Raw genomic sequence first — 22436 nt, forward strand, 5'->3', positions numbered from 1 at the left:
AAAAATCGGCCCAGATCCGCGAAATTTTAATCAACGAGTCAGCTTGGGAAGACATGACCTGCTTATTCGCACCTTCCCTAGGTTCTTTCTATATCTCCGGTTATCAGCAAGATTACTGGGGACTGGCGGGATATGAGCGCACGGTATCTGTCGGTTATAACCAGAACTGGGAACGGATCCGATTTATGCTCAACTATTCGTTGACGCAAACGCCAACCTCACATCGAGATGAGCAGGTTTCATTTACTGTCAGTATTCCCTTAGATAAATGGTTACCCAGTGCCTGGGCGAATTATACTTATACAGATAACCGTCATCGTAGTCAGCAACATCTGATTGGGATCAGTGGTACTGCATTGCAGGATGATAACCTCAATTATAATCTCCAGCAGTCCTGGGGGAATAATGGAATGGGGGAGAATGGAAGTATGAATGCCACCTGGCAAGGCTCATTTGGCTCTGTTTCTGGTGGGTACAATTATGACAACAACAGCCGGCAAGTGAATTATAAGTTACAAGGTGGGATTATCGGCCATGCTGGCGGGTTTACTTTAGCACAGTCGCTACCTGAAACGGTGACCTTAGTCGATGCCGACGATGGGCCTGATATTAAAGTAGAAAACAGTACCGGCGTATATACTGATTCCTATGGCTACGCTGTTATTCCATATGCCTCACCCTATCGAACGAATAACATTATATTGAATACGGCAAGTAACCCGCAGGTTGATATTGAGGAGCCCGTCAAACAGGTGATTCCTTCGCGTGGTGCGGTCACACTGGCAACATTTTCTGCACGCACCGGTATACGTGTTTTGTTAACGCTACAACATAATGGAAATAACGTTCCTTTCGGCGCGCTTGCGGCATTGGCAGGGGAAAACGAAAAAAATTATGCCAGTATCGTGGGTGATAATGGACAGGTTTATTTAACCGGTGTATCGGCAGGCGATCGCGTTATGGTGAAGTGGGGTGAGAAAGCAACACAGCAGTGTACCGCGCAGATTGCTATTCCTGCCGATGAACTTACCAACAAAACCGTTGCTATATTAGCGGCAGAGTGTAAATAAAGGTGAAAGTGATAATGATATCCTTCATTAGGTATGTGATTGTATTTTTTGTACTAAACTGGTCAGTGGTAAGTTATGCTTCATGTTATTATAAAAATGATACGACAGCTGCAACCTATACGGTCACCGTTCCGACTATTAACGCTCAGCGCGATGTCCCTGCAGGAACTGTCCTATGGGATAGCGGTTATCTTAGTGCTCCAAATCAATCGGATATATTTTGTAATGGGGTGCACCCAATCTATCGTGGATATGATGACTCATCATTGACGCTGGTAAATGGTGTTGAAGAATATGTTTATCAGACGAATAACCCAGGCATTGGGATTAAAATTTGGTGGTTGTCTGTTGATAGTGGCAAAAGCTACTCACCAAGTGATGCCCGTATTTTTTATTCTCCGGCAAAGGCCGAGGGTAATAAAACATGTAAGGGGTGTGAATACACAAATGTATCGGCAATGTTTGAGGTGCGATTAATCTCAACCGGGCAACCTATTACAGATACTCCCTTGCAATTATCACGATTTAGTGCTTCCCGAATATATGAATCCGCCGCCCAACTTCATATTAACTTTACCGATGCAGATGTGGTAGTTAACAGTGCCAGTTGTGTACTTAATAGTAAGAATATTTCTGTTAATTTGGGGCGTTACTTTAAAACTGTCAGCCTGAATAACCCGGGTGATACTGGTGATGCGGTTGATTTTAAAATTGATTTGACGTGCGATCAGGATACCAATGTCAATGTATTATTTTCTGGTACAACGGCAGCAGGCGATAGCACTATTCTGACATTAAATGACCTTGATTCTCCGACGTCTGCGCAAGGTGTCGGTGTACAAATTTTATATAACGATCGGTTAGTGAATTTTGGCGAGCTCCTGTCCACGATAAAAAATGGTGCAGAAGGGAGCGTCGCTCTGCCGTTTAAAGCTCACGTCATACGTTTAAATGAGAACTTGCGGGCCGGCGAAATCAACGCCACGGCGACCTTTGATATGATTTACCGCTAGCGGTTATTTTTTAAGCGTAAGAATAATATGCAGGGAATGATATTGCCGATCTTGTCGGCAATATCAATACGTCGAAAAATCAGCGTCATTCCACTCTGAAAGTGTTGTCGAGTTTGCTGTAGCCCAGCCCGTTGATTTTTTTCACTTTGATTTGCACCGGAATGCGTTCTTTCATTGCTTCGACGTGGCTGATCACGCCAATGGTTTTACCGGTAGCGTTGAGTGCATCCAGTGCGTCCAGCGCGGTATCCAGCGTTTCGCTGTCCAGCGTACCGAAGCCTTCGTCGAGGAACAGGGAGTCAATTCGCGTTTTGTGGCTGACCAGATCGGACAATGCCAGCGCCAGCGCCAGACTCACCAGGAAGCTCTCGCCGCCGGAGAGCGTACGCGTGTCACGCACCGCATCGGCTTGCCAGGTATCGACCACCTCCAGCTCCAGCGCTTCGCTGGCCTTGCGCTGCAACAGATAGCGACCGTGTAGACGGGTTAACTGGTTGTTGGCAAGCCAGACCAGGTTATCCAGCGTCAGTCCCTGGGCAAATTTGCGGAACTTATCTCCCTCTTTCGAGCCGATCAGCGCATTCAGATAGCCCCAGTCTTCGACCTGCTGCGCGACTTTTTCAATCTCCTGCATCAGCGCCTGCTGCTGCTGGCGGTTTTCAGTATCCTGCCTGAGCTGCTGGCGAATTTCTCCCTGACGAGTGGTGTTATCCCGCAGCAGTTGGGTGAGCTGCGCCAGCGTGTCGCGAAGATGTTGTGCCGTGAGCGTGAGATCCACCCCGGTTGGTTGCTGCTGTTGATGAGTCGCCAGCGCCTGCTGGGCCTGATTAAGCAGCGTTTGTGCCTGTTGTTGCTGGACTTCCAGCGATTGTTTCAACAGCTCAAGACGGTTGAAGGTCTCTTCATCCAGCAAGGCGGCGATAAAGGCGTCACGATTGTCAAAGATGCTGGCCTGCAATGCGGCATCAAACTGCGCCTGAATGTCCGCGGCGCGCTGAACGTCCTGTGCTTCCTGCTGCTGCAAGGTTTGCCACTGTCCCTGTAAAGAGAGGCAATCGTCGTGCACCTGCCGCCAGTTTTCCAGCGACAGATCCTCAATGTTTTCAGAAAGCGCCTCAGATTCTGGCAGCGTTTCCAGCAGCGGCGCAAGCTGGGCAATCCGGGCCTGTAACTCAGTCAGTTCATTCTGGCGCTGTTGCCACATTTGCGCTTCGTTCGCCCGTTCGCTTAACCATGAGGCGACGTCATCCTCGGGCGGAAGGGCCAGGCCATGACGGTCCAGCTCTGAGGTTAACGTTGCCTGGCGCTGGTCAATATGCTGTTGGAGTTGAGTAATCTGTTCGGTATGCGCGGCGATTTGCGCCTGCAGGGTATGACGCAAGCTTAACTGGTGAAGCTGTTGTTCGTACTCTTCCTGAGCGGCCAGCCACGGGGCAATGTCATCCTGCGGTTGTAGCGATACGTTGAGGCTGGCGGTAACGGTCAGCCACTCTTGAGTAAGTGCTTGCTCCTCCTGAGAAAGCCTCTGTGCTTCATGTTCATCGCGCTGAAGTTGCTGCGTTATCGCCTCAAGCTGCCCGCGCAGGGTTGAACCCTCATCGGCCAGCGTTTTGACCTCTTTTTCCAGCGCTTCACGTCGTGCCTGATTTACGCTCAGCTCAAGCGTCTGGTAACGCGCGATAGCCGGATGTGTAATAGAGCCACAAAGCGGACAAGGTTTGCCGGATTCCAGTAATGCCCGATGGCTTTCCAGATCTTTGATGCGGGCTTCCTGCTCGCAAATGAGTCTCACATCGGCAAGTTGCTGATTTTTATCTTTATAGCGCTGACGTTTCTCGGCAAGTACCGCGTTGCGCTGGGTCAGCTCTTGCTGGCGCTGCACCAGTGAAGCGCGTAGCTGTGCCAGCTGCTTTTGCTTCGGGGCGATTTGCCCGTGCAGATTACTGAGGCGCTGGCGTAGTGGACGAAGCTGCACATGTTGCGCCAGCGCTTCTGTCACTTCCTGCGGCGAAAGGGTCAACGTGGGAAGCTGCAGGGCATCGAGCTTACGTGTGTCGTTCTCCCGCAGCTGTTGCCACTGGCGTAGCTGGGCGCTGGCGTCGGACTGTTGCGCCAGCAGCGCTTTCCATCCTGCCAGTTCGCTACTCCATAAGCGGAAGCGGTCATGTTCGTTCAGCCAGTCGGTTAACGTCTGTTGTTCGGCGAGTATCGCGGTCGATTGCGTGTGCGCCTGCTGACGGATACGCCCGCGCAGCGCTAAGCTGCTTTGTAAGCGAGTATTCACTTCCTGAATCTTCTGGCGCGTACGCTCGATAGTAGCCGTTTGTTCCTGGATTCGCTCCCAGTGAGGGCGCAATGCTCTGGCCGGCTGCGCCAGGCTCAGCGCTGCCAGCTGCGGCTGCGCGTCTTCTTGCGCCTGAAGTGCTGCCTCTAATGCCTGCTGGTGGCGGTTTATGTCCGTCTGAAGCTCATTTTGCCGAATAAGCCAGTTGAGGTGCTGTTGCTGGGTTTGTTGGCTGGTAAGGTATTGTTTTTCTTCGTCAGTAAGTACCTGCAAACTTTCCGTCAGGGACTGCACCTGCTCTGGTGCTAACAGCGCCACGCCACTGGCCTGGGCCTGCAGTTTTTCCAGCTCCGTACGCGCCGACTTGTGCTTTTCAAACACCATGGCGGAGATTTGGCCGTAGATCTCAGTACCAGTTAACTCCTCCAGAAGCTCGGCGCGCTCTTTCGGTTTGGCATTAAGAAAGGCGGCAAACTGGCCCTGAGACAGTAGCATCGAACGGGTAAAACGCCCGTAATCCAGCCCGGTAAGCTCGGCTGTCATCTCCAGCTTGTCTTTGACTTTATCGGCGAGGATTTTACCGTCAGCGCAGCGGGCTAGCTCTACGCGCGGGACCTGCAGGTTGCCCTCGGGCTGATTGCGCGCCCGGTTCTGGCTCCAGAATGCGCGGTAGGCTTCGCCGCGCACCTCAAACTCAACTTCGGCCAGACACTCCGCGGTATCGCGAGTCATCAGGTCGTTTTGCGACTGTGACACGGTATTCAGGCGCGGTGTTTCGTGGTACAGGGCGAGGCAAATCGCGTCCAGCAGGGTGGTTTTCCCCGCGCCCGTTGGCCCGGTAATGGCGAACAACCCGTTGCTGGCAAAAGGTTCTGCTGTGAAATCGACTTTCCATTCTCCCTTCAGGGAGTTGAGGTTCTTCAGGCGCAGGCTGAGAATTTTCATGCTTCACTCTCCCCGGCAAGCGTGTGTAAGGTTGCGCTAAACAGCTGATTCAACCGCTCACGCTGAGGCTCCTCGAGCTCTTCCAGCGCCAGGCGGCGGTCAAAAACTTCCGTTACGCTTAGCTCGCTTAACGTTTCGCGTCGTTCATTGGCCATAATACGTTCACGTTGTTCTCGACTGCGGCGCACCAATAACACCTCGACCGGTAAATCTTCGGTTAAGGCCTGGATCTTACGTTGCATGTCATGCAGATAGTCGTCGGTGGTGATTTCAATATCCAGCCATATCGGCGGCTCTTGTGGCACGTTACGCCACTGCTCAAGCTGGGCGGTAATGGCGGCTAAATCGCCTTTCAGTACCGCAAGCGGCTGGGTGACCGGTACGGTGAGATTTTCAACGGCCCTGAGTTTCCCCGCTTCGAAACTCACCAGATGTACACATTTGCTTTTGCCGCACTCGTCAAAACTGAGGGCAATCGGTGAACCGCAGTAGCGAATATGGTCCGTCCCGCCGATAACCTGCGCCCGATGAATATGCCCCAGTGCGATGTAGTCCGCGGGTGGAAAGTTTTGCGCCGGAAAGGCGTCCAGCGTACCGATATAAATGTCACGTACGGCGTCACTTTTACTGGCGCCAACGGTGGTCAAATGCCCGGTCGCAATGATGGGCAGGTTTCGATCGCCACGCAGCGTGCAGGCGTCCTGATACTGCTGCTGGTAATAGTCGGTGATCGCCCCCAGCAGATGCTGCTGTTTTTCTTGTCCGGTTAGCCCGGCCTGGCTGGTAATGATGTCACGTGGTCGTAAGAAAGGAACCGGACACAGGATCGCTCCCGGCGTGCCATCACGTTGCGGCAGCACCTGCGGCGCATGGCCGGCGCTGGCAACGACCGTGGTGTTGAGAAACGCCAGAATATCGCGGGATTCATTGAGCGTGGCGACGGAATCGTGGTTGCCTGCCAGCACGACCAGATGACAGCCAGTTTGCTGCAAATTGACGACAAAACGGTTATACAGCTCACGGGCGTAGCTTGGCGGTGAGCCGGTATCGAAAATATCGCCCGCCACAATAATGGCATCCACCTGCTGGGATTGTGCCGTTTCCAGCAGCCAGTCGAGAAAGGCCTGATGTTCAGCGGCGCGGCTCTTGCTGTAGAAATTTTGGCCCAGATGCCAGTCAGACGTGTGAAGGATGCGCATAAGAGTTCCATGACGATAAAACAGTGGCGGGGATTATAACCTTTCAAGGACGGTAATATCTTGTCTCCGGGCTGTCATAATTCGTCTGGCTGCGTTAAACCTGGACTATCTTTTCATAAATCTGTCATAAAACTGACGCATAATGGCACCGTATTGATGGCAAACGATTTAATTATAAACAGGGCAAATCATGGCGAGACGTATTCTGGTCGTAGAAGATGAAGCTCCAATTCGTGAAATGGTCTGCTTCGTGCTCGAGCAAAACGGTTTTCAACCCGTAGAAGCCGAAGACTATGACAGTGCTGTGAACCAACTCAATGAACCCTGGCCGGATCTCGTCCTGCTTGACTGGATGCTTCCCGGCGGCTCGGGTCTACAGTTTATTAAGCATCTCAAGCGCGAAGCCATGACGCGGGACATCCCCGTAATGATGCTGACGGCGAGGGGAGAAGAGGAAGATCGCGTCCGGGGTCTGGAAACCGGTGCGGATGATTATATTACCAAGCCGTTTTCTCCCAAGGAGCTGGTGGCGCGTATTAAAGCTGTGCTGCGTCGAATTTCCCCCATGGCGGTGGAAGAGGTTATTGAGATGCAGGGGCTGAGTCTTGATCCCACATCGCATCGCGTGATGACCGGCGAAGAACCGCTGGATATGGGGCCGACCGAATTCAAACTGTTGCACTTCTTTATGACTCACCCCGAGCGTGTATACAGTCGTGAACAACTCCTCAATCATGTCTGGGGAACCAATGTCTACGTGGAAGACCGGACAGTGGATGTGCATATCCGTCGCTTACGTAAAGCGCTGGAGCACAGCGGACACGATCGTATGGTGCAGACAGTTCGCGGGACGGGATATCGTTTTTCGACCCGCTTCTGACTGACAAGAATCAGGGCCTGATGGATTAGGCCGTTTATGGAGTAAGACGTTTGCTAGAACGATTGTCATGGAAAAGGTTGGTACTGGAGCTGATCCTGTGCTGCATACCGGCATTTATCCTTAGCGCTTTTTTCGGTTACCTGCCCTGGTTTTTACTGGCGTCGGTAACGGGCCTGCTTATCTGGCATTTCTGGAATTTATTACGTTTATCCTGGTGGTTATGGGTCGACAGAAGTATGACGCCGCCGCCGGGGCGAGGCAGTTGGGAGCCGTTGTTATATGGGCTGCATCAAATGCAGCTTCGCAACAAAAAGCGCCGTCGAGAACTGGGTAACCTGATTAAACGTTTTCGCAGCGGGGCGGAATCCCTACCCGACGCGGTGGTGTTGACCACCGAAGAAGGCGGTATCTTCTGGTGTAACGGACTGGCTCAGCAGGTTCTGGGACTGCGTTGGCCGGACGATAGCGGGCAAAATATTCTTAACCTGCTGCGCTACCCGGAATTCACACAATATCTGAAAACGCGCGATTTTAGCCGGCCAATCAATCTGGTGCTCAATACCGGACGGCATCTGGAAATTCGCGTGATGCCCTATACCGATAAGCAATTGTTGATGGTGGCGCGCGACGTTACCCAGATGCACCAACTGGAAGGTTCACGGCGTAACTTTTTCGCCAACGCCAGCCATGAGTTGCGCACACCGCTGACGGTGCTGCAAGGCTACCTGGAAATGATGCAGGAGCATCCGCTGGAAGGGACAACGCGCGAAAAAGCACTGCATACCATGCGTGAACAAACGTACCGTATGGAAGGCCTGGTGAAACAGCTGCTGACGCTGTCAAAAATTGAAGCTGCGCCGACGTTGCAGCTGAATGAGAAAGTCGATGTACCCATGATGCTGCGCGTGATCGAGCACGAAGCGCAAACCCTGAGCCAGCATAAACATACGTTTACCTTTGATGTCGATAACAGCCTGAATGTGCGAGGCAACGAGGAGCAGTTGCGTAGCGCTATCTCGAATCTCGTGTACAACGCGGTTAACCACACACCAGCAGGAACGCACATTACCGTACGCTGGCATCATGTGGCGTCGGGGGCGGAGTTTTGCGTGGAAGACAACGGTCCGGGCATTGCCCCCGAGCATATTCCACGTTTGACCGAACGTTTTTATCGTGTGGATAAGGCGAGATCGCGACAAACGGGTGGTAGCGGGCTGGGGCTGGCTATCGTGAAACATGCGCTGCATCACCACGACAGCCGTTTGAACATCGAAAGCGAACCAGGCAAAGGGACGCGATTTAGTTTCATGATCCCGGAACGTTTCATTGCCAAAAGTAACGGCTAAGACGTATTCGTAAGATAATCTTTCCAAAAGCCAGCGCAAGCTGGTTTTTTTTATGTGGTCAATAGATGCCTCCTGAATTTCACGACGTTTGATTGTTTTTTGTTCGAACTATTACCCATACCTTTTTCCATGAAATGGTGTTTTGTGCTAACCCTATTTTTCATATCGCTATATTGTTCTGGTTTTTGGATCCCACCTTGCTTTAAAACGTTATAAGCGTTTAAATTGCGCTCCAGGTGCTGTCATACCGACTGCATTTACGCGGTAAATCGAAAAACTATTCTTCGCCGCGCCAGGTCGGGAGTGTTTCCCGCTGGAATTGAGCAAAAATGCCGCTGTATTGTCCCCCAGGAAAAGGCAAAAATTTACTATTTTCAACACCACATCCACAGGCAGTAAGACTTTATGACCCATCAGTTAAAATCGCGCGATATTATCGCTTTGGGATTTATGACATTTGCACTGTTCGTTGGTGCAGGTAACATCATCTTCCCCCCAATGGTTGGTTTGCAGGCAGGTGAACACGTCTGGACTGCGGCTTTTGGCTTTTTGATTACGGCCGTTGGCCTGCCGGTACTTACCGTTGTCGCGCTGGCGAAAGTCGGCGGTGGTGTGGACCGACTGAGCACGCCTATCGGTAAAGTTGCCGGTCTGCTGCTGGCGACCGTTTGCTATCTGGCCGTTGGGCCGTTATTCGCTACCCCGCGTACCGCGACGGTCTCTTTCGAAGTCGGGATTGCACCGCTGACTGGTGACTCTGCGCTGCCGCTGTTTATCTATAGCGTTATCTATTTCGCGATTGTCATTCTGGTTTCGCTTTATCCGGGCAAACTGCTGGATACGGTGGGTAATTTCCTGGCACCGCTGAAAATCCTGGCGCTGGTGGTCCTGTCTGTCGCTGCAATCGTCTGGCCAGCAGGCCCGATCAGTAATGCGATGGAAGCCTATCAAACTGCGGCGTTTTCTAATGGCTTCGTGAACGGGTATCTGACCATGGATACGCTGGGCGCGATGGTGTTTGGTATTGTTATCGTTAACGCCGCTCGCTCGCGTGGTGTTACTGAAGCGCGTCTGCTGACTCGTTATACCGTTTGGGCGGGTTTAATGGCGGGTGTGGGCTTAACGCTGCTGTATCTCGCGCTGTTCCGTCTGGGTTCAGATAGCGCGATTCTGGTCGATCAGTCTGCTAACGGCGCGGCGATTCTGCATGCGTATGTTCAGCACACCTTTGGCGGTGCAGGAAGCTTCCTGCTGGCGGCGCTGATTTTCATCGCCTGTCTGGTCACCGCGGTTGGCCTGACCTGTGCGTGCGCAGAGTTCTTTGCCCAGTACGTTCCACTGTCTTATCGCACGCTGGTATTTATCCTCGGCGGCTTCTCGATGGTGGTTTCTAACCTGGGTCTGAGCCATCTGATTCAGATCTCTATTCCGGTGCTGACGGCTATCTATCCGCCATGTATCGCACTGGTTGTATTAAGCTTTACCCGCTCATGGTGGCATAATTCTTCCCGCGTCATTGCTCCTGCGATGTTTATCAGCCTGATTTTTGGTATCCTTGATGGCATTAAAGCTTCTGCAATTGGCGACGTGTTACCGGCCTGGACCCAGCGTTTACCGCTGGCGGAGCAGGGGCTGGCGTGGTTGATGCCAACAGTCGTGATGGTGGTCCTGGCAGTTATCTGGGATCGCGCCGCGGGTCGACAAGTGACCTCCAGCGCACACTAATATCACTGACAATAAGTTTTAACCACGGGGCTATTAACATGGCCCCGTGGTTTTTTTATTGTGTTAACAGGTTAGGAATCGATGGAAAGTAATAACAAGCTAAAGCGTGGGCTGAGCACCCGGCACATCCGCTTTATGGCATTAGGTTCAGCAATTGGTACCGGGCTGTTTTACGGCTCGGCCGACGCTATCAAAATGGCGGGGCCAAGCGTATTGCTGGCCTATATTATCGGCGGTGTCGCGGCGTACATTATTATGCGTGCGCTGGGCGAAATGTCTGTTCATAACCCGGCAGCCAGCTCCTTCTCGCGCTACGCGCAGGAAAACCTCGGACCGCTGGCAGGCTACATTACCGGCTGGACCTACTGTTTTGAAATCCTGATTGTCGCCATTGCCGACGTGACAGCCTTCGGCATATACATGGGCGTCTGGTTCCCGGCGGTACCGCACTGGATTTGGGTACTCAGCGTGGTTCTGATTATCTGCGCCATCAACCTGATGAGCGTGAAGGTGTTTGGTGAGCTGGAGTTCTGGTTCTCGTTCTTCAAAGTCGCCACCATTATCATCATGATTGTCGCCGGTTTCGGTATCATCATTTGGGGGATTGGCAACGGCGGGCAACCTACCGGTATCCATAACTTATGGAGCAACGGTGGCTTCTTCAGCAACGGCTGGCTCGGCATGGTGATGTCGCTGCAAATGGTGATGTTTGCCTATGGCGGGATTGAGATTATCGGGATTACCGCAGGCGAAGCCAAAGACCCGGAAAAATCTATTCCGCGCGCCATCAACTCCGTACCAATGCGTATCCTGGTGTTTTATGTGGGGACGCTGTTCGTCATTATGTCTATCTACCCGTGGAACCAGGTGGGTACCGACGGTAGCCCGTTCGTTATGACGTTCCAGCATATGGGCATTACCTTTGCTGCCGGGATCCTCAACTTTGTGGTTCTGACTGCGTCGTTGTCGGCTATTAACTCTGACGTCTTCGGTGTGGGGCGTATGCTACACGGCATGGCGGAGCAGGGCAGTGCCCCGAAAATGTTCGCCAAGACGTCGCGTCGTGGCGTGCCGTGGGTGACGGTAATGGTGATGACTATCGCGCTGCTGTTTGCGGTGTATCTTAACTACATCATGCCGGAAAACGTCTTCCTGGTGATCGCCTCTTTGGCGACCTTCGCCACGGTATGGGTGTGGATTATGATCCTGCTGTCGCAGATTGCTTTCCGTCGTCGTCTGCCGCCGGATGAGGTCAAAGCGCTGAAATTTAAAGTACCGGGTGGGGTCACGACGACTGTTGTTGGCCTGATTTTCCTGGTCTTTATCATCGCGCTCATCGGCTATCATCCGGATACCCGCATTTCGCTGTACGTCGGCTTTGCGTGGATTGTCCTGCTGCTGGTCGGATGGGGATTCAAGCGCCGTCGCGAGCGCCAACTGGCTGAAGCACAGTAATATTTTTGCCGGGTAGCTTTGCGTTACCCGGCAAGTTTCTCCTCCCCCGAACTCCTCCCCCAATAAACGTTAAGATGATGAGTGATCCTGCACTTCGCTATGGCAAGGTGACGTCATTATCATCAAAGGGGATACGTGATGTTGAACGCCTGGCACCTTCCGGTTGCCCCATTTGTTAAGCAAAACAAAGATCAACTGACGATTACATTATGGCTGGCGGGGGAAAATCCACCCCAGCGGGTGACGCTACGCGCAGAAAACGATAACGAAGAGATTTCGCTGGCTATGCACAAGCAGCGCAGCCAGCCGCAGCCGGGTGTGACCGCGTGGCGAGCGGCGATCGATCTCTCCAGCGGGCAGCCTCGTCGACGCTATAGCTTTAAATTACTTTGGCTCGATCGTCAGCTGTGGTTCACCCCGCAGGGATTCAGCCGTTTTCCGCCTGCGCGTCTGGAGCAGTTTGCGGTTGATGTGCCGGATAATGGTCCGCAGTGGGTTGCCGATCAGATTTTCTATCAAATTTTCCCGGACCGTTTTGCCCGCAGCCAGTCGCGTGAAGCGGGCCAGGATAACGTCTATTACCACCACGCCGCCGGACACGACATCGTGCGGCGCGAATGGGACGAACCGCTTACGGCTCAGGCCGGTGGCTCCACGTTTTATGGCGGCGATTTGGACGGCATCAGCGAAAAGCTACCGTACCTGAAAACGTTAGGGGTCACGGCGCTGTATCTGAATCCTGTATTTACCGCCCCGAGCGTGCATAAATACGATACCGAAGATTACCGTCATGTTGATCCGCAATTTGGCGGCGACAGGGCGCTACTGCGTCTGCGGCACAACACCCAACAGCAGGGCATGCGTCTGATTCTCGACGGCGTCTTTAACCATAGCGGCGATTCGCACGCCTGGTTTGGCCGACATAATCGGGGGACAGACGGGGCGTGCCATAATCCAGAATCCCCCTGGCGCGACTGGTATCATTTCTCAGCCGACGGCGTTGCGCTCGACTGGCTGGGATATTCCAGCTTACCTAAGCTGGACTTTTCCTCGGAAAGCCTGGTGAATGAAATTTATCGTGGTGAAGACAGTATCGTCCGCCACTGGCTGAAAGCGCCGTGGAGTATGGACGGCTGGCGTCTTGATGTGGTGCACATGCTGGGAGAGGCCGGAGGCGCACGTAACAACCTACAACATGTGGCCGGAATTACGCAGGCGGCAAAAGAAACCCAGCCAGAGGCGTATGTGGTGGGTGAGCATTTTGGCGATGCGCGCCAGTGGTTGCAGGCTGATGCAGAAGATGCCGCCATGAACTATCGCGGATTTACCTTCCCCCTCTGGGGATTTCTCGCCAATACCGATATCTCATACGACCCGCAATCCATTGATGCCCAGACCTGTATGGCGTGGATGGATAACTACCGCGCGGGGTTGTCGCATCAGCAACAGCTGCGGATGTTTAATCAGCTCGACAGCCACGATACCGCCCGCTTTAAATCTCTGCTCGGTAAAGACGTCGCACGGTTACAGCTAGCGGTGGTGTGGCTGTTTACCTGGCCTGGCGTGCCCTGTATTTACTACGGTGACGAAGTGGGGCTGGACGGGAACAACGATCCGTTTTGTCGCAAACCGTTCCCGTGGCAGCCTGAAAAACAGGACGCTACTCTGCTGGCGTTGTATCAGCGGTTGGCAAAATTACGCCACCAGAATCAGGCGCTGCGCCACGGTGGTTGCCAGGTGATTTACGCCGAGGATAACGTGGTGGTGTTTGTTCGCGTGCTAAACCGACAGCGCGTCCTGGTGGCGATTAACCGTGGCCACGCTTGTGAAGTGGTCCTGCCAGCCTCGCCATTACTGAGCGTGAGTCAATGGCAGCACAAAGAGGGCAATGGCATGCTTGCCGACGATATCCTGACGTTGCCGGCGATTTCCGCCTCGGTATGGATAGGTCATTGATATAAGCGCGCAATCTCCGGGCTTGCCAGCAGCGTTTCCCGCCACCAGCGCTGTGCCAGCCCATCGCGGTTATTGCGCCATGCCATATATGCCACGTCTTTTTGGCGAAATGAGATAACCGTTTTTTCCACCAGCTCGCCCGTGGTAAGCCACGGGCTGGCAATATGGCGGGGGAGAAATCCGCAGCCCATACCGGCTCGTAGTAGCATCACCTTACTGTGGAAGTCATCGACGCGGATTTGCGCCTGTTCCTCCATCAGATTGGTTTGTAACGGATGGCAGAAGCGGGCGCTGTCGCTGATAACAATCGCCCGATGCAGGCATAACTGTTCGTTGGTCAGGCCGTCTGCTGCTGCTGCCAGCGGATGCTCAGGCGCAACGACAAACACATTGTCCAACGTGCCGAGCATTTTATAGGACCAGGCTGCAGACGTTGGCGGTTCATTAATTGCCCCCAGAATAATATCGGCTCCATTATGGGTCAGCTCCTCCCAGGAGCCCGCCAGCGTATGGTGGGTAAAACTGAGGCGAGTTTGCTTATTCAGCGCATGAAATTCATCGATAATGGGCAACAGCGCGGAGAAAGGGAAGGAGTCGTCCAGCGCAATTGCCAGCTCTTTTTCCCAGCCTGAACTCAGCTGTACCGCCTGCTTTTCGAGATCTTTTGCCGCATTCAGCAGCAAACGCCCTTTTTCCAGCATCATCAGTCCGGTATCGGTAAATTTTGCCCGGTGCCCGGAACGGTCAAGCAGCTCGATATTCAAATCGCTTTCCAGCTTCTGAATCATATAGCTGAGTGCGGCAGGGGTTTTAAACAGCGACTCGGCCGCTGCGGCAAATGAACCCTGTTTGTCGAGAGCGTCGAGAATAAGCAAAACATCCAGATTAATGCGCATAAGCAGAAAATATCCTGAAAATTAAACCCTTCTGTTGTACCGAATGAAGAAAAACAATGCCAGTGAATAAATTAGATGAGTCATGCGCATTTTTTTGATGTTGTTTAGGATATATCGCAACACAAAATTAATAGTTTCACAGGATGGTAAGTTTTCTTTAATAACTCGTTAGAAATTTCCCGCTATACTCAACAAGCTTTCTGATTCAGGATCCTGCTGCTGACGGCAGATACAGACCGTTGCCTTTTAACTTATTGATTAAGAAGGTGTGCTATGTCTATTCGGGAACTGATTGACCCTCAAAATTCTACGCTTATTTTTATTGATCATCAGCCGCAAATGTCATTCGGTGTGGCGAATATTGATCGCCAGACTTTAAAAAATAATACCGTGGCATTAGCGAAAGCCGGGAAAATATTCAATGTTCCGGTGATTTATACTTCTGTAGAAACCAAAAGTTTTAGCGGATATATCTGGCCGGAATTGTTAGCGGTTCATCCTGATGTCAAACCCATTGAACGCACCTCAATGAACTCCTGGGAAGATGCGGCGTTTGTGAAAGCAGTGGAAGCGACCGGGCGTAAAAAACTGATTATCTCCGCGCTGTGGACCGAAGTATGTCTGACTTTTCCGGCGCTGATGGCACTGGAGGCAGGCTATGAAGTTTATGTGGTAACTGATACCTCCGGCGGCACGTCCGTAGATGCTCATGAGCGTTCTATCGACCGCATGGTACAGGCAGGTGCCGTACCCGTAACCTGGCAACAGGTTCTTCTCGAGTACCAGCGCGACTGGTCCCGCAAAGAAACCTACGACGCCGTCATGGATCTGGTGCGCGAGCACAGCGGCGCCTACGGTATGGGCGTGGATTATGCCTATACCATGGTGCATGGCGCGCCGGAACGTAAAGCTTAAATACATGTCATCCTTCATGTTGCATCTTTGTTGGCTTCGCTTGCGTACCCCGGTCACTTACTTATGTAAGCTCCCGGGGATCCACAACCTTGCCGCCTCGATGCACCATGAATGATTTTGTGTATTGCTTTCCTGGCCTAAGTGGCCTGTTTCCTGTCAACAAGGAACCCTTCATGGCGCAGAACAAACATGTGACGTTGGTAATTACTCACACTCTGCTACCTGAGCAGGCGCAGAGGTATGAGCAGTGGCTGGGGAAAATCATGCCTGTAGCGGCTGAATTTCCCGGTCATCTCGGGGCGAACGTGATTCGCCCGGCAGATGGCAACAACCTGTGGAACATCATTATCCGCTTCGACACGCTTGAGCATCTGTATAGCTGGACCCAGTCCGATACGCGCCGCGTGTTGGTCGAAGAGATTGCTCCACTGCTGGCTGAAGGTGACAAAACCGAAATTCGCACCGAAGCAGCATTCTGGTTTACGCCGCCCGCGCCCCATGTACGCCAGCCCAAACGCTGGAAACAGTTTCTGATAACCCTGCTGGTGATATTTCCCAGCACCAATCTGGTGCCGTGGTTGACCGGCATTGTGCTGCCTGCAATGAAGGGCTCGTTACTCCTGCATCTCATCAATGATGCCTTTGTGGTTGCGCTGGTGGTCTGGTTCTGGATGCCCATCGTAACCCGTCTGTTTGCCGGATGGCTGAAAAAAGCCTGACCGGTATCTCAGGAGATTGTTATGTCTCAAACTGCCACACTGATTCTGACTCACGGAAAAATTCATACTCTCGACAGGCAAAGTCCGCAGGTCGAGGCGGTAGCGATCGCCAACGGAAAGATCCTGGCGACCGGTAGCCACGATCGGGTAATGAGCTTTGCCGCCGAAGGGACGCAGGTTGTCGATCTGCAAGGACATACGGTGATTCCGGGCCTGAACGATTCGCACCTGCACCTTATTCGTGGTGGACTGAATTACAACCTGGAATTGCGTTGGGAAGGCGTGCCGTCACTGGCGGACGCGCTACGCATGCTCAAAGACCAGGCTGACAGAACGCCGTCGCCACAATGGGTACGCGTGGTGGGCGGCTGGAGTGAATTCCAGTTTGCCGAACGTCGCATGCCAACCCTCGAAGAACTGAATGAAGCCGCTCCGGATACTCCGGTTTTTGTTCTGCATCTCTACGACCGGGCTTTGCTCAACCGCGCCGCGCTGAAAGCGGTTGGCTATACCAAAGCGACGCCGGATCCGGCGGGCGGTGAGATTGTGCGTGATAGCAACGGCAACCCGACCGGAATGTTGATCGCTAAACCGAACGCGATGATCCTTTACTCTACGCTGGCAAAGGGACCAAAACTGCCGCTGGAAATGCAGGTTAATTCGACCCGCCAGTTTATGCGTGAACTGAACCGTCTGGGACTGACCAGCGCCATCGATGCGGGAGGCGGCTTCCAGAACTACCCGGAAGATTACGAGATCATTGAGCAGTTACACGCCAACAAACAGATGACGGTGCGTATTGCCTACAATCTGTTTACCCAGCGTCCAAAGCAGGAACTGGAAGACTTTGAACGCTGGACCGATATGCTCAAGCCAGGGCAGGGAACCGACTTCTATCGTGCCAACGGGGCAGGGGAAATGCTGGTCTTTTCTGCAGCGGATTTTGAAGACTTCCTTCAGCCACGTCCGGATCTGCCGGAGGGTATGGAAGATGAGTTGGAGCGCGTGGTGCGACATCTGGTGGAGCATCGCTGGCCGTTCCGCCTGCACGCCACCTACGATGAATCTATCAGCCGAATGTTGGACGTATTTGAGAAAGTTAATCGTGATATCCCGTTCAATGGCCTGCACTGGTTCTTCGATCACGCCGAAACAATTACCGAACGGAACATCGAGCGTGTAAAAGCACTGGGCGGCGGGATTGCGGTCCAGCACCGTATGGCGTTCCAGGGAGAGTATTTTGTCGATCGCTACGGCAAAGATGCGGTTAAACATACGCCGCCGGTGGCGAAAATGCTGGCGGCTGACGTTCCGGTCGGGCTGGGGACTGACGCCACCCGCGTGGCCAGCTACAACCCGTGGACCGCGCTCTACTGGCTGGTTTCGGGCCGTACCGTTGGCGGGATGGCAATGTACGATGATAACAACCGTCTGCCGCGCGATGTGGCGCTGGAACTGTGGACGGCCGGTAGCGCCTGGTTTTCCAGCGAACAGGGTAAGAAAGGGCGCATCGAGAAAGATCAACTGGCCGACCTGGTGGTGCTGTCTAAAGATTACTTCAGCGTGCCGGAAGAAGAGATCAAAGGTATCGAGTCGGTGATGACCGTTGTTGATGGCAAAGTGGTTTACGCCGCCGGGCATTTCACCCCGCTGGCACCACCTGCTATTCCGATTGTGCCGGACTGGTCGCCAGTGGTGAAGGTGCCAGGGCATTATCGCTCAGCACCACCTGCTGCGGCGAAAATTGGCGCAATGGTGCAGATGCACCAGTGCTGCGGTAGCTGCGGTGTACACGGTCACCAGCATGATATTGCGCGGAAATCGGGGATTCCGGTGTCAGATGACCGGGCTTTCTGGGGCGCGCTTGGCTGTTCCTGCTTCGCGTTTTAATCGCTTATCGGATCTGCTAACAATAAAAAAGGCCCGCATTTGCGGGCCTTTTGTCGATTCATGCCAATTACAGGCTGGAAACGTTCTCGGTCAGGTATTTTGCCACGCCGTCCGGAGACGCGTTCATACCTTCTTTACCTTTTTCCCACTGTGCCGGGCAAACGTCGCCGTGCTCTTCGTGGAACTGCAGCGCGTCAACCATGCGCAGCATTTCGTCGATGTTACGACCCAGCGGCAGATCGTTAACCACCTGGTGGCGAACAACGCCGTTAGCGTCGATCAGGAAAGAACCGCGCAGCGCAACGCCCGCTTCCGGGTGCTCGATGCCGTAGGCTTTCTGGATTTCGCGTTTGATGTCAGCAACCATTGCGTATTTCACTGCACCGATGCCGCCTTTGTCGACAGGGGTGTTACGCCATGCGTTGTGGACAAATTCAGAGTCGAAGGAAACGCCAACAACTTCAACGCCGCGCTTCTGGAATTCTTCGTAACGCTTGTCGAATGCGATCAGTTCAGACGGGCAAACGAAGGTGAAGTCCATCGGCCAGAAGAACAGAACGGTGGTTTTACCGTTGGTATGCTGTTTGAAGTTGAAGTTTTCAACGATCTCACCGCTACCCAGTACCGCAGCTGCTGTGAAATCCGGAGCCTGACGAGTTACCAGTACCATATAATTCTCCTGCAAAGTTAAGGGGTTTTTGGAACGCAACGCGGGCCAGTATAGAGAGTGTTCGGGAATAAGACAAAGAGGCGCTGGCAATCAATGAGACAGGTTTTGTCTATCAATCTTTTGCCGGACGGCGGATACTGCTTATCCGGCGGGGAATGCGGGCTGCGATCAAAGGGTTTTACACCGCGCCTGTTCCATCATTTGCGGATAAAACTGCCAGAATCGTTCTTCTAACGCATCGTAATGTGTATCGAGGTCATACCATGAGTCGCGTAGGGCATCGAGCCGTGGACGGCGGCTGGCCATGCCGTTCAGGACGTTCTGGATAAAATCCATGTCCCGGTAGCGCTCAAGCCATTTCTCTGACCATATATAGTTGTTCAGATTGATAAAGCGCGGCGGCGATTCCGGCAAAATAGTGGTTACCTGGGTACGGGCATAGCGCACAAAGTCCGTCAGCGGGAAGTCAGGGGAGATTTCCGACCAATGGCGCGACAGAAAATGATCCCACATAACGTCCAGCGTAATCGGCGCGACGCGGCGCGTTTCGCTACGAAACCACTCTTTGGCTTCACGCACCTGCGGTAAGTTATCGGTCATCACGTCGATACGACGATGCATGAAGATGCCTGCTACCACATCAGGCGAGTAGTGTGTTTCCGGATTACCCCGGACAAAATCGGCCAGCAGATTGCCGGAAAGCGAGCTATCGGCAAGGTGAGCGAGATGCAAATGTGCAAGAAAATTCATAGTTAAACGTTTATCCAGAGGGGTAAAGGTTGCAGGGAGAACGCCCCGGCACTAGACTACCCGCCTCTTATTTTAGTCTGAGTCAGTGTCATGCGCGTTACCGATTTCACCTTTGAACTACCCGAATCCCTGATTGCCCACTATCCGCAAGCTGAGCGCAGTAGCTGCCGCTTGCTGTCTTTGGACGGGCCGACGGGCGCGCTGACGCACGGTACTTTCACCGATTTGCTCGATAAGCTCAACCCTGGAGACTTGCTGGTCTTTAACAACACCCGCGTCATTCCTGCGCGTCTGTTTGGTCGTAAAGCCAGCGGCGGCAAGATTGAAGTGCTGGTCGAGCGTATGCTGGATGACAAACGTATTCTGGCGCATATTCGTGCCTCGAAAGCGCCGAAACCGGGTGCCGAGCTGCTGCTGGGCGACGACGAAAGTATTAAAGCGACGATGGTCGCCCGCCATGACGCGCTGTTTGAAGTTGAGTTTAACGACGAACGCAGCGTGCTGGATATCCTCAACGCCATCGGCCATATGCCGTTGCCGCCGTATATCGACCGTCCGGATGAAGACGCCGACCGCGAGCTGTACCAGACCGTGTACAGCGAAAAACCGGGTGCCGTCGCTGCGCCGACCGCGGGTCTGCATTTTGACGATCCGCTGCTGGCTAAACTGCGCGATAAAGGCATTGAAATGGCGTTCGTCACCCTGCACGTTGGCGCGGGTACTTTCCAACCGGTGCGCGTAGACACCATCGAAGACCACATTATGCATTCCGAATATGCGGAAGTGCCGCAGGATGTAGTGGACGCGGTGCTGGCGGCGAAAGCGCGCGGTAATCGCGTGATTGCGGTAGGTACCACCTCCGTGCGTTCGCTGGAAAGTGCGGCGCAGGCGGCCAAAAACGATCTCATCGAGCCGTTCTTCGGCGATACACAAATCTTTATTTATCCAGGCTATAAATATCAGGTGATTGATGCACTGGTCACCAACTTCCACCTGCCGGAATCAACGCTGATTATGCTGGTTTCCGCATTTGCTGGTTATAAAAACACCATGCACGCCTATCATGAAGCGGTAAAAGCGGAATATCGCTTTTTTAGTTACGGGGATGCCATGTTTATCACGTACAATCCGCAGGCTATTTCTGAGCGTGTCGGGGAGTAAGTCTCCGGCATGAGTGTTTAAAACGTCGGACTGTTTTTCTGACGCAGGAGTGAAGATGAAATTTGAACTGGATACCACAGACGGTCGCGCTCGCCGCGGTCGCCTGGTTTTTGATCGTGGCGTAGTAGAAACGCCTGCTTTTATGCCGGTCGGTACTTACGGCACAGTAAAAGGCATGACGCCGGAAGAAGTTGAAGCGACCGGCGCGCAGATCATCCTCGGCAACACTTTCCACCTGTGGCTGCGCCCGGGTCAGGAAATCATGAAACTGCACGGAGATCTGCACGATTTCATGCAGTGGAAAGGGCCGATCCTCACCGACTCCGGCGGCTTCCAGGTGTTCAGCCTGGGCGATATCCGTAAGATAACCGAGCAGGGCGTGCATTTCCGTAACCCGATCAACGGCGATCCGATTTTCCTCGATCCAGAGAAGTCGATGGAGATTCAATACGATCTCGGTTCCGATATCGTGATGATCTTCGATGAATGTACACCGTATCCGGCCGACTGGGACTATGCTAAACGCTCAATGGAGATGTCTTTGCGTTGGGCGAAGCGCAGCCGTGACCGTTTTGATAGTCTCGGCAACAAAAATGCGCTTTTTGGCATCATTCAGGGCAGTGTTTACGAAGATTTACGTGATATCTCCGTCAAAGGTCTGGTAGATATCGGCTTTGATGGCTACGCTGTCGGCGGTTTGGCTGTCGGTGAGCCGAAGGAAGATATGCACCGCATTCTGGAACATGTTTGCCCGCAGATTCCGGCAGATAAACCGCGTTACCTGATGGGCGTCGGCAAACCAGAAGATCTGGTTGAAGGCGTGCGTCGCGGTATCGATATGTTTGACTGCGTGATGCCAACGCGAAATGCCCGTAATGGTCATTTGTTTGTGACTGACGGCGTGGTAAAAATTCGTAACGCGAAACATAAAAGCGACACCAGTCCGCTCGATGCTGAGTGTGATTGCTACACCTGTCGCAATTATTCGCGCGCTTACTTGCATCATCTCGACCGTTGCAACGAAATATTGGGCGCGCGACTCAACACGATTCATAACCTTCGCTACTACCAGCGTTTGATGGCGGGTTTACGCAAGGCTATTGAAGAGGGTAAATTAGAGAGCTTCGTGACCGATTTTTACCAACGTCAGGGTAGACCAGTTCCACCTGTGAACGTTGATTAATTTTAATAATGAGGGAATTTGAATGAGCTTTTTTATTTCTGATGCGGTAGCGGCAACAGGTGCTCCGGCGCAGGGCAGCCCGATGTCTCTGATTCTGATGCTGGTGGTGTTTGGTCTGATTTTCTATTTCATGATCCTGCGCCCACAGCAAAAGCGTACCAAAGAACACAAGAACCTGATGAACTCCATTGCGAAAGGCGATGAAGTACTGACTAACGGTGGTCTGGTGGGTCGCGTGACTAAAGTAGCAGAATCTGGCTACATCGCTATCGCGCTGAACGACACCACTGAAGTGGTTATCAAACGTGATTTCGTAGCTGCCGTTCTGCCGAAAGGCACCATGAAGGCGCTGTAATTTATTGTTTTCCCAAAGGGAACT

General features: G+C 53.0%; 18 protein-coding genes. 13 read left to right on the plus strand and 5 right to left on the minus strand.

Annotated elements, in window-relative coordinates; all coding sequences use genetic code 11:
- On the plus strand, window positions 1–1070 hold a 1070-nt coding region (locus OGY13_RS03730; RefSeq protein WP_286637538.1), incomplete at its 5' end, for a fimbria/pilus outer membrane usher protein.
- 14 nt (window positions 1071–1084) lie between these two features.
- Entirely contained in the window at window positions 1085–2083 is a 999-nt protein-coding gene (locus OGY13_RS03735) for a fimbrial protein (RefSeq protein WP_060682669.1), read from the plus strand.
- An 85-nt stretch (window positions 2084–2168) separates the two neighbouring features.
- On the opposite strand, the gene sbcC is transcribed toward OGY13_RS03735, so the two are convergent.
- Entirely contained in the window at window positions 2169–5312 is a 3144-nt protein-coding gene (gene sbcC / locus OGY13_RS03740; RefSeq protein WP_213752460.1) for an exonuclease subunit SbcC, read from the minus strand.
- A complete protein-coding gene (sbcD, locus tag OGY13_RS03745; RefSeq protein WP_213752459.1) occupies window positions 5309–6511 on the minus strand; it encodes an exonuclease subunit SbcD in 1203 nt (400 codons plus the stop codon). The genes sbcC and sbcD overlap by 4 nt, the downstream gene beginning before the upstream one ends.
- 190 nt (window positions 6512–6701) lie before the next feature.
- Between sbcD and phoB the strand changes: the two genes are divergently transcribed.
- The 5 genes from phoB to malZ all read left to right on the plus strand — a co-directional run bounded on the left by phoB (window position 6702) and on the right by malZ (window position 13873).
- Window positions 6702–7391: a phosphate response regulator transcription factor PhoB gene (gene phoB, locus OGY13_RS03750; protein WP_003830970.1), complete on the plus strand. Its 690-nt coding sequence runs from the start codon at window positions 6702–6704 to the stop codon at window positions 7389–7391.
- A 50-nt stretch (window positions 7392–7441) separates the two neighbouring features.
- Entirely contained in the window at window positions 7442–8737 is a 1296-nt protein-coding gene (gene phoR, locus OGY13_RS03755) for a phosphate regulon sensor histidine kinase PhoR (RefSeq protein WP_008783921.1), read from the plus strand.
- Window positions 8738–9142: 405 nt separating this feature from the next.
- Entirely contained in the window at window positions 9143–10462 is a 1320-nt protein-coding gene (gene brnQ / locus OGY13_RS03760; protein WP_003021501.1) for a branched-chain amino acid transporter carrier protein BrnQ, read from the plus strand.
- Between the two features lie 81 nt (window positions 10463–10543).
- A complete protein-coding gene (proY, locus tag OGY13_RS03765; protein WP_008783922.1) occupies window positions 10544–11917 on the plus strand; it encodes a proline-specific permease ProY in 1374 nt (457 codons plus the stop codon).
- Between the two features lie 138 nt (window positions 11918–12055).
- Window positions 12056–13873 (plus strand): maltodextrin glucosidase, encoded by a 1818-nt coding sequence (gene malZ, locus OGY13_RS03770; RefSeq protein WP_213752458.1) that lies wholly within the window; start codon window positions 12056–12058, stop codon window positions 13871–13873.
- On the opposite strand, the gene OGY13_RS03775 is transcribed toward malZ, so the two are convergent.
- Window positions 13867–14769 (minus strand): LysR family transcriptional regulator, encoded by a 903-nt coding sequence (locus OGY13_RS03775; RefSeq protein WP_213752457.1) that lies wholly within the window; start codon window positions 14767–14769, stop codon window positions 13867–13869. The two genes, malZ and OGY13_RS03775, sit on opposite strands and share 7 nt — an antisense overlap.
- Before the next feature lie 273 nt (window positions 14770–15042).
- On the opposite strand from OGY13_RS03775, the gene OGY13_RS03780 reads away from it, so the two are divergent.
- The 3 genes from OGY13_RS03780 (at window position 15043) to OGY13_RS03790 (ending at window position 18293) form a co-directional block, all read left to right on the plus strand.
- Window positions 15043–15684 (plus strand): hydrolase, encoded by a 642-nt coding sequence (locus tag OGY13_RS03780; RefSeq protein ID WP_003021513.1) that lies wholly within the window; start codon window positions 15043–15045, stop codon window positions 15682–15684.
- A gap of 173 nt (window positions 15685–15857) precedes the next feature.
- Window positions 15858–16403 carry an antibiotic biosynthesis monooxygenase gene (locus OGY13_RS03785; RefSeq protein WP_003830975.1) on the plus strand — a complete coding sequence of 182 codons (546 nt, stop codon included), beginning with the start codon at window positions 15858–15860 and terminating at the stop codon, window positions 16401–16403.
- 21 nt (window positions 16404–16424) lie between these two features.
- Complete coding sequence (locus tag OGY13_RS03790) at window positions 16425–18293, plus strand: amidohydrolase (RefSeq protein WP_212024197.1); 1869 nt, start codon at window positions 16425–16427, stop codon at window positions 18291–18293.
- 67 nt (window positions 18294–18360) lie between these two features.
- Here OGY13_RS03790 and OGY13_RS03795 read toward each other — a convergent pair whose 3' ends face one another.
- Together OGY13_RS03795 and acpH are read right to left on the minus strand one after the other, a co-directional pair.
- Entirely contained in the window at window positions 18361–18963 is a 603-nt protein-coding gene (locus OGY13_RS03795; RefSeq protein ID WP_003021524.1) for a peroxiredoxin, read from the minus strand.
- A 168-nt stretch (window positions 18964–19131) separates the two neighbouring features.
- Window positions 19132–19713: an ACP phosphodiesterase gene (gene acpH, locus OGY13_RS03800; RefSeq protein ID WP_003830978.1), complete on the minus strand. Its 582-nt coding sequence runs from the start codon at window positions 19711–19713 to the stop codon at window positions 19132–19134.
- Window positions 19714–19803: 90 nt separating this feature from the next.
- Between acpH and queA the strand changes: the two genes are divergently transcribed.
- From queA to yajC, 3 genes are read left to right on the plus strand one after another with little or no spacing between them, the layout of a single operon-like run.
- The gene (gene queA, locus OGY13_RS03805) at window positions 19804–20874 is read left to right on the plus strand and encodes a tRNA preQ1(34) S-adenosylmethionine ribosyltransferase-isomerase QueA (RefSeq protein ID WP_003021529.1); all 1071 of its coding nucleotides are present in this window, start codon (window positions 19804–19806) and stop codon (window positions 20872–20874) included.
- 55 nt (window positions 20875–20929) lie between these two features.
- Window positions 20930–22057, plus strand: coding sequence for a tRNA guanosine(34) transglycosylase Tgt (gene tgt, locus OGY13_RS03810; protein ID WP_003021535.1), 1128 nt, complete (start codon window positions 20930–20932; stop codon window positions 22055–22057).
- A gap of 22 nt (window positions 22058–22079) precedes the next feature.
- Complete coding sequence (gene yajC / locus OGY13_RS03815; protein ID WP_003021544.1) at window positions 22080–22412, plus strand: preprotein translocase subunit YajC; 333 nt, start codon at window positions 22080–22082, stop codon at window positions 22410–22412.
- Window positions 22413–22436: the final 24 nt, after the last annotated feature.

Source organism: Citrobacter sp. Cpo045 (assembly GCF_030332875.1).
Lineage (GTDB): Bacteria > Pseudomonadota > Gammaproteobacteria > Enterobacterales > Enterobacteriaceae > Citrobacter > Citrobacter portucalensis.